7 protein-coding genes are annotated in these 13938 nt (G+C 59.3%); 5 read left to right on the top strand and 2 right to left on the bottom strand.

The genetic code is table 11. The features are described from left to right. Window positions 1-9 precede the first annotated feature (9 nt). Entirely contained in the window at window positions 10-2073 is a 2064-nt protein-coding gene (locus EGK14_RS11880) for an AsmA family protein (RefSeq protein WP_125289308.1), read from the top strand. Between the two features lie 73 nt (window positions 2074-2146). Here the strand turns inward: EGK14_RS11880 and EGK14_RS11885 are convergent, their stop codons facing one another. Further along, the gene (locus tag EGK14_RS11885) at window positions 2147-3475 is read right to left on the bottom strand and encodes an MFS transporter (protein ID WP_125289309.1); all 1329 of its coding nucleotides are present in this window, start codon (window positions 3473-3475) and stop codon (window positions 2147-2149) included. Window positions 3476-4008: 533 nt separating this feature from the next. Between EGK14_RS11885 and EGK14_RS11890 the strand changes: the two genes are divergently transcribed. From EGK14_RS11890 to EGK14_RS11900, 3 genes are read left to right on the top strand one after another with little or no spacing between them, the layout of a single operon-like run. Beyond that, the gene (locus EGK14_RS11890) at window positions 4009-5016 is read left to right on the top strand and encodes an efflux RND transporter periplasmic adaptor subunit (protein ID WP_158616047.1); all 1008 of its coding nucleotides are present in this window, start codon (window positions 4009-4011) and stop codon (window positions 5014-5016) included. Window positions 5017-5024: 8 nt separating this feature from the next. Continuing rightward, window positions 5025-8132 carry an efflux RND transporter permease subunit gene (locus tag EGK14_RS11895; RefSeq protein ID WP_125289311.1) on the top strand — a complete coding sequence of 1036 codons (3108 nt, stop codon included), beginning with the start codon at window positions 5025-5027 and terminating at the stop codon, window positions 8130-8132. Beyond that, on the top strand, window positions 8132-9163 hold the full coding sequence (locus EGK14_RS11900; RefSeq protein WP_125289312.1) for an AI-2E family transporter: 1032 nt from the start codon (window positions 8132-8134) through the stop codon (window positions 9161-9163). The genes EGK14_RS11895 and EGK14_RS11900 overlap by 1 nt, the downstream gene beginning before the upstream one ends. Here the strand turns inward: EGK14_RS11900 and EGK14_RS11905 are convergent. After that, the gene (locus EGK14_RS11905; RefSeq protein WP_125289313.1) at window positions 9151-10590 is read right to left on the bottom strand and encodes a carboxylesterase; all 1440 of its coding nucleotides are present in this window, start codon (window positions 10588-10590) and stop codon (window positions 9151-9153) included. The genes EGK14_RS11900 and EGK14_RS11905 overlap by 13 nt on opposite strands. A 619-nt stretch (window positions 10591-11209) precedes the next feature. Here EGK14_RS11905 and mgtA point away from each other — a divergent pair. Then, window positions 11210-13855 carry a magnesium-translocating P-type ATPase gene (mgtA, locus tag EGK14_RS11910; protein WP_125289314.1) on the top strand — a complete coding sequence of 882 codons (2646 nt, stop codon included), beginning with the start codon at window positions 11210-11212 and terminating at the stop codon, window positions 13853-13855. Window positions 13856-13938: the final 83 nt, after the last annotated feature.

The raw sequence follows: 13938 nt of genomic DNA on the forward strand, positions 1-13938 counted from the left end.
AGATAAACAGTGTCGCGCACAGGAAAAGTAATTAGCTGGATTGTCGGGATTTTTTTGTTGCTGGTTGTGGTGGTAGTAGTAGTTATCGCGACATTTAACTGGAACCGCCTGAAGCCAACTATCAACCAGAAAGTCTCCACAGAGCTGAATCGCCCCTTCGCTATCCGCGGCGATCTGGGCGTCGCCTGGGAGCGTAATCGCGACGATCCGGGCTGGCGTAGCTGGGTGCCGTGGCCGCACGTGCACGCGCAGGATATTCTGCTGGGCAACCCGCCAGCTATTGACGATATTACGATGGTGCATTTGCAGCGCGTGGACGCAACGCTCTCCCCGCTGGCGCTGCTGCATAAAGAAATCTTTATCCCGTGGATCAAACTGGAGCAGCCCGATGCGCGTCTGATCCAGACGGCGAAGGGCAAAAATAACTGGACGTTTGACCTGGCCGCCAGCGACAGCGCCTCGTCCGATGCACAGCCTTCCGCGTGGACTTTCCGCATGGACAACATCCTGTTCGATCAGGCAAAAATCGCGTACCGTGACGCCATTAACAAGGCGGACGTGCAGGTGACGGTCAATCCGTTGGGCAAGCCCGTTCCCTACGCCCAGATTGCAGGCGGCAAGGATGAAGCGGGTCAGAAGGGCGCATCAGACTTTGTTTTCGGCTGGAAAGCGGCCGGTACCTATAACGATGAGAAGCTGACCGGCGACGGTAAACTTGGCGGCATGCTCTCGCTACGCAGCAAAACTAATCCTTTCCCTGTTCAGGCCGATGTGCGCAACGGCACCACGCGCGTGCAGGTGGCGGGCAGCCTGCAGGATCCGATGAACCTGGGCGGGCTGAATATCCGCCTGCGCTTCTCCGGCGATACGCTGGCGAACCTGTATGGCCTGGCCGGCGTGCTGCTGCCTGATACGCCTCCTTATGAAACCGACGGTCATCTGATTGCCCGTTTTCAACAGAAAGGCGGCCCGGTCTTTCATTACAACGATTTTAACGGCCATATCGGCGACAGCGATATTCACGGCTCGCTGACCTACAGCCAGGTGAAGCCGCGCCCTAAACTGGAAGGCTCGCTGGAATCACGCCAGCTGCGCATGGCCGATCTGGGGCCGCTGATCGGCGTCAAATCCGGTAAGGGCAGCGACAAAACCGAGCAGGCGAAGGCGAAAAGAGGCGAGGCGCCTAATCAGCCTGCGGATCGGGTGTTGCCGCATGACAGATTCGATACCAAAAACTGGGATGTAATGGACGCCGACGTGAAGTTTAGCGGCAAGCGTATCGAACACAGCGATTCCCTGCCCATCAGCGATCTCTATACGCATCTGGTGCTGAAAAACGGTAACCTGCTGCTGGATCCGCTGCGTTTCGGCGTGGCGGGCGGCAGCCTTAATTCAACTATCCGCATGGAAGGCGACCGTTCGCCGATGCGGGCGCGCGCCGATCTTCACGCGCGTAATCTGAAGCTGAAGCAGCTTTTTTCCAGCGTAGAGTCGATGCAAAGCAGCATAGGACAGATCAACGGTGACGCCACGCTGAGCGGTACGGGCAACTCCGTTGCCGATATTCTGGCGACCAGCGACGGCAGCGTGAAATTGTTGATGAATGACGGCGTGATCAGCCGCGGGCTGATGGAAATCGTCGGTCTTAACGTGGGCAACTACGTGGTTGGCAAGCTGTTCGGCGATGACGAGGTGCGTATCAATTGCGCGGCGGCCGATCTGAACGTGGCGAACGGGGTGGCCTCGACCAAACTTTTTGTCTTCGATACGGAGAACGCGGTGATCAACATCACCGGCACCACCAACTTTGCTAACGAACGGCTGGATCTTTCGATTAATCCAGAGAGTAAAGGAATGCGTATCGTCACGCTGCGTTCGCCGCTTTACGTTAAGGGCACCTTTAAAGATCCCGATGCGGGCGTAAAAGCCGGGCCGCTGATTGCCCGTGGCGCTGCGGCCGTGGCTTTGGGAGCGGTAGTGGCGCCTGCCGCCGCGCTGCTGGCGTTGATTTCGCCCAGCGATAACGAGCAGAACCAGTGCGTCAACGTCCTGCAGCAGATGAAAAAGAAATAAAAAAAGCCCGGCGATTGCGCCGGGCTTTTTTTTACCAACCGGCCCGAGGGCCGGTTCAGCATTACGAGCCGGACTAGTCGAACAGCGACTCGTGGCGGGTTTCCCGGCTGGCGAACAGCGCGAACAGTGTCAGGCAGGCCATCGCCGCCAGATAGAGTCCTACATAGAACAGGCCATAGTTATGTGCCAGCCAGGTCGCGATATAAGGGGCAACCGAAGCGCCCAGAATCGACGACAGGTTATAAGAGAACGAGGCACCCGTGTAACGCACCTCGGTCGGAAACAGCTCCGGCAGCAGCGCGCCCATCGGGCCGAAGGTCAGCCCCATCACGCTTAAGCCGCACAGCAGAAAAGCCATCACCATCCACTGGCTACCGGAACCCAGCATCGCAGGGAAAATCAGCGCAAAGGCGATAATCATCAGCGTAATCACAATCATCGTCTTGCGGCGGCCGAAACGGTCGGCCAGCAGGCCCGCAATCGGCACCATCACGCCAAAACCGATCACCGCCAGCATCAGCATCCACAGCATGGTATTACGCGGGAAGCCCAGGCCGTTTGGCGCCGGCGTGGTGCCATAGGTCATGGAATAGACGGTCATGATATAGAACAGCGTATAGGTCGCCAGCATGATAAAGGTGCCCAGAATGGTCGCCTTCATATGCTTCGACAGCAGCGTGCCAATAGGGATTTTGACCTGTTTTTTCTCTTTTTTAACTTTAGCGAAAACCGGCGATTCGTTGAGCGAAACGCGCACGTACAACCCGATCAGCACCAGCACCGCAGAGAGAATAAAAGGTACGCGCCAGCCCCACTGCATAAACTGCTCATCGGTTAACAGCCACGAGAGCAGCAGGAAGGTGCCGTTAGCGAAGAAGAAACCGATGGGCGCGCCAAGCTGCGGAAAGGAGCCGTACAGCGCGCGTTTTTTCGCCGGGGCGTTTTCGGTCGCCAGCAGCGCCGCGCCGCCCCATTCGCCGCCCAGCCCCAGACCCTGTCCAAAACGCGCCAGCGCCAGCAGCAGCGGCGCGAAGACGCCGATAGTTTCGTAGCCCGGCAGCAGGCCGATAACCACGGTAGAAATGCCCATCGTCAGCAGCGAAGCGACCAGCGTGACTTTACGACCCGCACGGTCGCCAAAGTGACCAAAAAGCGCCGAGCCGATGGGCCGCGCAATAAAGGCGATGGCGAACGTTGCCAGCGACTGTAGCGTTGCGACGGTGGCATCGCCCTGCGGGAAGAAAATATGCGGGAAGACGATCACCGCCGCAGTGGCGTAAATATAGAAATCGAAAAATTCGATAGCGGTACCGACCAGCGAAGCGATCACCACTTTGCCGCGTGAATTGACGGGCTGGGTGTCCTGTTCGGCGTCGAGCGATGGTGCGATGGAGGCTTGCATAATTGTTTCTTATTTTTAATACGTGAAAAGGAATCTTACGCACTGGATCCCGTTCGTTCAATGGTAGCCAGCCGGGGCGCAGGCGTGGAAAAGAGGATCGTGCGTAAGATAGCGCCGGCGCTGGCTGATAGCCGGGCGAAACGCCCTTTTCATGGCAAGATCCACCAGCAAAGATGCGATAAAAAGTATCTCTTCAGGTAAAAATGCCTGGGGCAGCCCGCTTTTTGTGCGGCCGGCGGCATTTTCGACTGAGGGCGGCATTTATGGTTCGCGCCGTCGGGCGGTAACGAAGCATGTCGGCGCTGGTTAAATCAACCTTAAATCAACGCCTTTTTTCTGTCGCCATTCGGCTTTTTCCTGATCGAAAACAGCGCCTTAGTTTGCCTGGTTAATAAACTCCTCTGACCTTTTTCCCTCTGAATTTATGGAAGGTTTTGCCCGGATGCGACTGACTCCTACCCGCGCTGACGCGCTTTTTACCGCTGCTGCTGTTTACCTTTACGGTTACGGCTGTGCCGCCGCCGGCCGTGACCGTGACCACGCTTACCCGCGAAAAAATTGCCCATCCTCGCCGCTATCTGGGGCGTGTTGAGGCGCCCCGGCAGGTTGACGTGGTGGCGAGAACCGAAGGCGTTATCGTCAAACGCTATTTCAAAAACGGTGAAAATATCCGCGAAGGGCAGCCGCTGTTTGACCTCGATCCGGCAGAGCATCACGCCGCGCTGGCGCGTAGCCAGGCGCAGGTCGGTCAGGCGGCGGCGCAGGCCCGGCAAGCACAGCTGCACCTTGCGCGTCTGCAACGACTGGGCGCGGGGACGGCGGTCAGCCAGTCCGAGCTGGATAATGCCCTGGCCGAGCGCGACAGGGCGCGCGCCGCGCTGAAAGAGGCCGAAGCGCTTTTACAGACCCAGCGGCTGAACGTGGCTTTCACCCGCATCGCCGCGCCGATTAGCGGACGCGCGGGCCACAGCACTCTTCACGAAGGCGCGCTGGTTAACCCTGCACGCGGCGCGCTGGTCAGGCTGAAGCAGCTCGATCCCGTGCATGTGGTGATAGCCATCGACGAGCGCGACTATCTGGCCGACTGGCAGAAAACGCTGAAGGGCGATATGCAGCAGGCGAACAAGGCGATAACGGCCCGCATTCAGCTGGCGAATGGTGCTACTTACCCTTACAGCGGCCGTTTCTTTGCGCTGGATAATCATATTGATAATCAAACCGGCACCGTGGCCGTAAGCCTGGCCTTCGCCAATCCACGGCATCTGCTGCTGCCGGGCGGCGTAGTGGAGGTGCAGCTTCAGCCGCTGGCTCAGGAACGGCTATTGCTGCCCGCATCGGCGCTACAGCAGGACGGCGGCGGCTACTTCGTGTTTCGGGTGGATCGGCAGCAGCACGTAGAACAAGTCCCTGTTGAAGTGGGCGCGCAGATTGGACAGCGCTATATCATCACCGCCGGCCTTGCCGCAGGCGATCGGGTTATCATTGCGGGCATGCAGCGCGTCAGGCCGGGTATGCAGGTCGCCGCCAGCGAAGCAGTATGAGGAAGCCTATGCTGAACTTTTTTATCAGGCGGCCTAAATTCGCCATGGTGATTGCGCTGATTATCACGCTGACCGGAGCGATGGCGCTGAAAGCCATCCCGATTGAACAGTTTCCACAGATCACGCCGCCCGTGATTAGCGTGTCGGCGATCTATCCCGGCGCCAGCGCCCGCGACGTGGCCGAAGCGGTGGGGGGGCCGGTCGAGGCGCAGCTCAATGGCGTCAGCAATATGCTCTACATGGAATCCACCAGCAGCAATAACGGCAGCTATCAGCTGAGCATTACTTTCGCCAGCGGCACCGACCCCGATATGGCGGCGGTGGAAGTGCAGAATCGGCTGTCGCAAATCAGCGCCCGCCTGCCTGCTGAGGTCAATCAAAACGGCATCGCCGTGCGGAAACGGGCCAGCAATATTCTGATGAGTATCAGCGTGCTGTCGCCGGGCAACAAGCTTGATGCGCTCTCTCTCAGCAACTATACCTCGGTGCGTCTGCGCGACGCGCTGGCGCGTATCCATGGCGTAGGCGACGTGCAGGTGTTTGGCGCGCGCGATTACAGTATGCGTATCTGGCTCGATCCGCACCGCATGGAGGCGCTAAACATCACGACCGATGACGTGATGCAGGCGCTAAGACAGCAAAACGTGCAGGCCGCCGCCGGGCAAATTGGCGCCACGCCAACGCCCGCGACCCAGCAAACCGTCCTGACAATCAGCGGCCAGGGCAGGCTGCTGACGCCGGAAGCCTTTGCGCAGATTGTGCTGCGCAGCAATGCACGCGGCGGCATGGTGCGGATTGGCGATATCGCCAGCGCCGAGCTGGGCGCGCAGAATTATCAGATTAACGCCGCGTTAAACAATACGCCGGGCGTTTTTCTGATGGTCTATCCCGCTCCGGCCGCCAATGCGCTTAGCGTGGCGAAAGCGGTACGGGCCGAAATGGCGGCGCAGGCACGGGTTTTTCCGCAGGATATGACGTATCACATTAAGTTTGACGCCACTACGCCCGTGACCGCCACGCTGCATGAGATCGCGCTTTCTCTGCTTGTCACGCTGGTTGTGGTGCTGGTGGTGGTCTGGCTTTTTTTACAAAGCCTGCGCGCGACATTTATCGTGGCGTTGACCATTCCCGTTTCGCTGTTGGGCACCTTTGCCGTGCTGCTGGCGGCAGGCTACTCGGCTAATACGCTGAGCCTGTTCGCCGTTATCCTGGCGCTGACCATCGTGGTGGACGACGCCATCGTGGTGGTGGAAAACGTCGAGCGCCTGATGATGGAGGAGCCGCTGCTGTCGCCCGCCGAGGCGACGTGCAAGGCGCTTGGGCAGATTGCCGGGCCGGTTATCGCCACCACGCTGGTGTTGCTGGCGGTGTTTGTGCCGACTGCCGTGTTGCCCGGCATCGTGGGCGAACTTTATCGGCAGTTCGCCGTCACGCTGTCGGCGTCGATGGTGCTGTCCAGCGTTTGTGCGCTGACGCTGACGCCCGCGCTTTGTGCCTGTCTGCTGCGGCGGCGCGTCGTGCCGACGACAGGGCCGCTGGCGAGCTTCAGGCGTTTTATCGATCGGACGCGTGATGGTTATGTCGCACTGACGCAAAAAATTAATCGCTACGCCGTTACCACGGCGGTGGTGATCCTGGCCGCGGGCGTCGTGACCTGGATGAGCTATCAGCAGCTGCCCGATGGCTTTCTGCCGCAGGAGGATGAAGGCTACCTGTTTATCAATGTTCAGCTGCCGGAAGGCGCGGCGCTGCCCAGAACACAGCAGGTAATGGAGCAGATGTACCAGGTCGTGAAAAAAAATCCGGCGGTAGCGGACGTCATCAAAATCACCGGGTTCAGCCTGCTGGGGGGCGGTAACTCACCCGACAGCGGCTTCGGCATCGTGCTGCTGAAAGCGTGGCACGAGCGCCCATCCATCGTGCAGCTTTTGCCGACGCTTCAGCAGCAGCTGGCCGCCATTCCTGCCGCCACCATTATGGCTTTCGTGCCGCCGCCGATCGGCGGTCTGGGCAACGCCGCCGGTTTCGATCTGCGTATTCAGGCGCTGGAAGGGCAGTCGCCCCAGGCGCTGGCGCAGGCGGCCCACGCCGTGATTGCGGCGGCGAATCAGCATCCTCTGCTTAGCCGGGTATTTACCAAATTCAGCACGACGGCGCCGGAAATGAGCCTGACCATCGACCGCGAGCGGGCCGCGCTGATGCAGGTGCCGGTCAGTCGAATTGTTGGCGTACTGCAAACCGCGTTCGGCGGCAGCGAGGCGGGCGACTTTACCCGGAACGGCCGCCAGTTTCGGGTACAGGTGCAAAATGCGATGCACTTTCGTCAGTACAGCGAGCAGCTGCTGGCGCTGACGGTGCGCAGCGACACGGGCGCGCAGGTCAGGCTGAACCAGCTGGTTACGCTGAAGCCGTCGCTCGGCGCGCCTTACATCATGCAGTACAACCAGTTTCCGGCGCTGGCGATCGGTGGCGGTGGCGCGCAGGGCGTTAGTTCAGGGCAGGCGATGCAGGCGATGACCGAGGTGCTGGCGCAGCATCTGCCGGAAGGCTACGACTACAGCTGGAGTGGCATGTCGTATCAGGAGCAGCAAACCGGTAATCAGGCCGTGCTGATCTACCTGGCGGCGGTGCTGTTCGCCTGGCTGTTTATGGTGGCACAGTATGAAAGCTGGAGCGTGCCGCTGGCGGTAATGCTGTCGGTCGTTTTCGCCGCCGCAGGCGCCGTGGCCGGCCTGCATCTGATGGGCTTTACCAACGATGTTTATGCGCAGATCGGGCTGGTGTTGCTGATGGGCCTGGCCGCCAAAAACGCCATTCTGCTGGTCGAATTTGCCCGCGATCGCCGCGCCAGCGGCGTGCCGATCGGCCAGGCCGCGAAGCAGGCTGCCAGCCAGCGTTTTCGTGCGGTGATGATGACCGCCATTTCCTTTATCGTCGGCGTGCTGCCGCTGGTGATGGCCAGCGGTGCGGGGGCGGCCAGCCGCCGCATTATCGGTATAACGGTCTTTAGCGGCATGCTGGCGGCCACGCTGTTTGGCATTTTATTTATTCCCGCGCTCTGGCTGCATATCCAGCGTCTGCGGGAGTGGTGCAAGCGGCCTCGGGGGGCGCGTTAATGACCGGTCATGACCGGGCGCTGAAAACCGTTGTCATGCTGGGCATGTTGGTCATTATCTTTGCGGGCATCCGGGCGGGGGCCGATATCGTGGTGCCCTTCATTCTGGCACTGTTCATGGCGGTCATCCTCAATCCGCTGGTGATGTTGTTGCAGCGCATTGGCCTGCCGAGGATGCTGGCCGTTGCGCTGATTATCGGCATTATCGTGCTGGCAAGCGCCCTGCTGCTGACCACGCTGGCGGCTATGCTCAACGACTTTGCCCGCACGCTGCCGCAATACCGGCTGGTGATGCTTGCCTGGCTGGAAGAGACGCGGCAGCTGACGACGCGTTTGGGTTGGCCGTCTTCATTTGACGAAGCGATGGCGCTGGCCGATCCGAACGCGGCGATCAACCTGGTCAGCCACCTGGTTTCGCAGCTTTCCGGCGCTATCAGCGGCATCTTTCTGCTGCTGATGACGGTGGTCTTTATGCTGTTTGAAGTCCCTTTGCTGACGCAAAAGCTGCGGCGCGTTCTCAGCCGGCCCGGTGACGGCATGGCGGCGATCCAGCAGGCGCTCAACGGCGTAAGCCGCTACCTCATCCTGAAAACCGCTATCAGCCTGCTGACAGGCGCGCTGGTCTGGCTGCTGCTATGGCTGATAGGGGTGCGCTTTGCGCTGTTGTGGAGCGTGCTGGCCTTTGCGCTGAACTACATTCCTAATATAGGGTCAGTTATCGCTGCTGTTCCACCCGTGATCCAGGTTTTGATCTTTAACGGCAGCGGGGAAAGCGTCGTGGTCGTAGGCGGCTATCTGCTGATCAACCTGGTGATTGGCAATATGCTGGAGCCGCGCTGGATGGGACGCGGGCTGGGCCTGTCCACGCTGGTGGTCTTTCTGTCGCTGATTTTTTGGGGCTGGTTGTTGGGGCTGGTCGGGATGCTGCTCTCCGTGCCGCTGACCATCGTGGCGAAGATCGCGCTGGAGCAAACGCCGGGCGGCGAGCGGCTGGCGCTGCTGCTTGGCGACGGCAGGGATCACAGCGTCTGATTAACGCGCTGCTGCATCCAGAACCAGAACGGATTAGAGGCCTGACGCATCAGCATATCCAGGCTGACCATCAGCACGCTGCGCTCGCCGCGCGGCGTCAGGACGCCAAAGCTGACGCCAAACTCGTTCGGCCGGTCGGGCTGGCGGCCATACAGCGAATCACTGAACGGAAAGGGCAGCGCCACGTGCGAGAGGGAATAGACGTCCGCCGGATAGCGAACGCCCAGCGGCACGCTGGTGGTCGTCTTGCTGCCTGCGGGCGTGGTGCGGGCAACGGCATCGTTGCTGCTTGGCGCCGCGTTGGTCACCAGCGTAACGGCGTAATTGCGCGGCGTCGCTGGCAGCAGATTATCCGCCGCGTGCAGCGCCGTGGGACGCATTAGCGGAGAAAGCGCCACCGAACGATTAACGTCGAAAAGCACCAGCTCGCTGCCGTTAGCGGGCAGCAGATTATAGAGGCCGCGCACCACGGCGGGCGTGCTGACCGTCGCATCGGCCACCGACTGGAAGGTCAGCACCGGCGGCAGTTTGTCCAGCAAACGGCTGGCGCGATCGCGGTGCAGCTGACTTTGCAGCGCGCTGGTCAGCAGCCACGACTGCCGCGCCGCTTTTACCGGAAAGGAGTTATATTTAAAGGGGTTGAACTCCGGCAGGATGCTCAGCCAGGCCGAACGGGCAAACGCGGGCAGCAGAGAAGGCAATCCGGCCAGGCCCGCGTAGCGTGCATAGCTGCTGACGCCAATCATCGGCGAAATTAAAATCAGCCGGTTCGGCATGGGCAGCGAGGGATCCTCCAGCGCATCCAGCGTATATTTCATCGCCAGCGCGCCGCCGTTGGAAAAGCCCATTATGTGCAGCGGTGCGCCCGCCGGTAGCTGCCGATGGGCTTCCCGCACCGCCAGCCTGGTGGCCGCCAGCCAGTCTTCCCATTCGGTTTGGGTCAGCGCCGCCGGGACGGTGCCGTGACCCGGCAGCCGGATGGCGACCACGACATAACCATGCTGCTGATAATCTGCGGCGAAATGCCGCAGGCTATAGGGTGAATCCGTCAGCCCATGTAAAAGCACCACCGCGCCGCGCGGCTTTCCCTGCGGCAATAGCTGATAAGAACGGTTCCAGTCCCTGGCGAAACGTGCCGGATAAACCGGGCTGTTCTCCGCATAACGGTTATAGCTATCCGCGCTGTTTTCCGACGGTCTGACGTCGATTTTCATGCGGGCAAAAATCTGCTGCTCATTGCGCAAATAGCCGGACCAGTCGCTGCGATCCATCTGACGGTCGCTCATTTCGGCAGGCAGCCAGGTATGCCACGGCTCCAGGGCTGGCCCGCGCTCGGTAATGGCAACACGCAGCGCCAGCAGCAGGAAGGCCAGCAGGACCACCAGCAACACTATGCGTCTTATCCAGAATCGTGTGCGTTGTAGCATGGCTGTTCCCGTTGGCGAATTTGCGCAGGAAGTATAGAGGAAATCAGGACGATAGCGTTGATCGTCATCATTCGTGCTGGGGTGCCGTACCGCCTAAAGCGCCGATTAAATCGCACTCGTTGAGCCAGGGTTTAGAATAACCAGACGGTTAATTACGGGTATGAACTATTTTAATTATTTGATTATAAAGGTAAAAAAGGCGTTTAACCTGAAGGTTTCGTTCGCCGCCGACTGGGTTTACTTCCCCGGTAAGCGGGATTATAGTGGCGGCGATTTCTTTAACGGAGCCAAAAATTGGACAGTTATCCTTTACGTTTTAACTCATAAGGCAGGCTACGCCGTTTGCTTGCCGATAGCCGGTGGGCACTGTTTTTCTCTCTCCTGAGCATTACGTCCCCGTCATAAATTTTTCTCCCGCGCAGCCGCCGGGCAAGGATTAACGATGAAAGAACCTCCAACCAGCGACGGGCGATGGCAAACGGGCAGAGTTAAGCGTATACGCATCCCATAACGTCCTCTTTTCCTCTTCCCCGCCTCGCCCAATCCTGACCCCAAAAAATCAAATCCTCATGCGCAGGGTCGCTTCTCTGCGCCTGAATAAAAATAAAGGATTAGGCACATGAAAAAAGTCCGCTCCCGCGATCTGGCTATCGCACAAGAAACAAAACTGAGTCTGGACAGCACGCTGGCTCGTCTGAACACCCAACGCAATGGTTTGACTGCCGCTGACGCCAGCGAGCGCCTGCTGGAATATGGCAAAAACGAGGTCGCTGCGGCGCAGGCGCCGCACGCGCTGATCCAACTGATCCTGGCCTTTAATAATCCCTTTATCTGGATCCTGATCGCGCTGGCCGCCGTTAGCTTTTTCACGGATTACCTGCTGCCGCTGCGGCAGGGCGAAGAGACCGATCTCACCGGCATTATCATCATGCTGACCATGGTGGCGCTCAGCGGCCTGCTGCGTTTCTGGCAGGAGTACCGCACCAATAAAGCAGCGGAAGCGCTGAAGTCGCTGGTGCGTACGACGGCGACCGCTATTCGCCGCAGTAGCGAAAACGCCGTGCCGGTCAGAATGGAAGTTGCGCTACAGGACGTGGTGCCCGGCGACGTGATTTTTCTGTCGGCTGGCGACATGGTGCCGGCAGATGTGCGCCTGCTGACTGCTAAAGATTTGTTTATCAGCCAGGCTTCGCTAAGCGGCGAAGCGGTGCCGGTAGAAAAACATGCCGCGTCAGAACGGTGCCAGCAAGATGACGATCTGCTGAACAGGCGCGACATCTGCCTGATGGGCACCAGCGTCGCCAGCGGTACGGCTACCGCCGTCGTGGTCGCGACAGGCAACCGTACCTGGTTTGGCTCGCTGGCAAAATCCGTGACGGGCAGCCGGCCGCAAACCGCTTTCGATCGCGGCGTAAACAGCGTCAGCTGGCTGCTGGTGCGCTTTATGCTGGTGATGGTGCCCGTGGTGTTGTTTATTAACGGCTTTACCAAAGGCGACTGGGCAGACGCCACGCTGTTCGCGCTGGCCGTGGCGGTTGGCCTGACGCCGGAAATGCTGCCGATGATTGTCAGCTCTAATCTGGCAAAAGGCGCCATTGCCCTGTCGCGGCGCAAAGTGGTGGTGAAGCGGCTTAATGCTATTCAGAATTTTGGTGCGATGGACGTGCTGTGTACCGATAAAACCGGCACGTTGACCCAGGATCGTATTATCCTGGCGCAGCATCTTGACGCACACGGGAACAGTAACGATCGGGTTTTGCAGCTGGCCTGGCTGAACAGCCGCCATCAGACCGGGGTAAAAAACCTGATGGACAGGGCGATCCTGAGCTTTAGCCAGGGAAAATGGGCGGTTAGTGGACTGCATCGCTACCGCAAAATCGACGAGCTGCCGTTCGATTTTGAGCGCCGCCGTTTGTCGATTGTGGTGGCGGATGAACACGGCCGGCAGAAACTGATCTGCAAGGGCGCGCTGGGCGAAATGCTGTCTGTCGCCACGCACTGGCAGGACGGACGCGAACGGCGTCCGCTGGATGAGGCCGCTCGTCAGCAGTGGAGCCAACAGGCGGCTCGTTGGAATCAGCAGGGTTTTCGCGTACTGCTCATTGGCGAGCGCGATCTGAGCGACATGCCGCTAACGCTGCCGCTGCACAAGGATGATGAACGGGATTTGACTCTCTGTGGGCTGCTCACCTTCCTTGATCCGCCTAAAGAGAGCGCCAGAGAAGCGATTGCTGCCCTGCACGAGCACGGCGTAACGGTAAAAGTGCTGACCGGCGATAACGCCATTATCACCAGCAAAATTTGCCGCGACGTCGGGCTGGAGCCGGGAGAACCGCTGTGCGGCAGCGAAATCGAGCGGCTGGATGACAACGAACTGGCGACGCTGGCGGATTCACGCACGATTTTTTGTCGCCTGACGCCACTGCAAAAATCCCGCGTGCTGAACATGCTGCAACAAAATGGCCATACGGTCGGCTTCCTGGGCGATGGCATCAACGATGCGCCAGCGTTACGGGAGGCGGACGTCGGGATTTCCGTCGACAGCGCTACGGATATTGCGAAAGAGTCAGCCGATATTATTCTGCTGGAAAAAAATCTGATGGTGCTGGAGCAGGGCGTGATCAAAGGCCGCGAGACTTTCGGCAATATTATTAAGTATCTGAATATGACCGCCAGCTCCAACTTCGGCAACGTTTTTTCCGTGCTGATCGCCAGCGCGTTTCTCCCTTTTTTGCCCATGCTGGCTATCCATCTGCTGATCCAGAACCTGATGTATGACCTTTCCCAGCTGGCGTTGCCCTGGGACAAAATGGATAAGGCGTTCCTGCGCAAGCCGCGTAAGTGGGACGCAAGGAATATCGGCCGCTTTATGCTGTGGATGGGCCCGACGTCTTCGCTGTTTGACGTCACCACCTTTCTGCTGATGTGGCACGTTTTTGCCGCCAACAGCGTGGAGCATCAGGCGTTGTTCCAGTCAGGCTGGTTTGTCGAAGGGCTGCTGTCGCAAACGCTGGTGGTGCATATGCTGCGCACGCAGAAGATCCCTTTTATCCAGAGCCGCGCGGCGCTACCGGTCATGCTGATGACGGGGCTGGTGATGGTGTTGGGGATCGCTATCCCCTTTTCACCGCTGGGTGAGGCGGTTGGGCTGACGCCGCTGCCCTGGGCTTATTTCCCATGGCTGGTCGCGACGCTGCTGGGCTATTGCCTGGTGACGCAGGGAATGAAGCGCCTTTATATCCGCCGTTTCGGCCAGTGGTTCTGAGGAGGAAAGATGAAACATAACAACGCCATCACTGCTGTCGTGCTGTTCTTTGTTGCGTTAGTTATCCTGTCCAGCGGCCTGCT

It is taken from the genome of Erwinia sp. 198, assembly GCF_003937915.1.
GTDB classification, from domain to species: Bacteria; Pseudomonadota; Gammaproteobacteria; order Enterobacterales; family Enterobacteriaceae; genus Erwinia; species Erwinia aeris.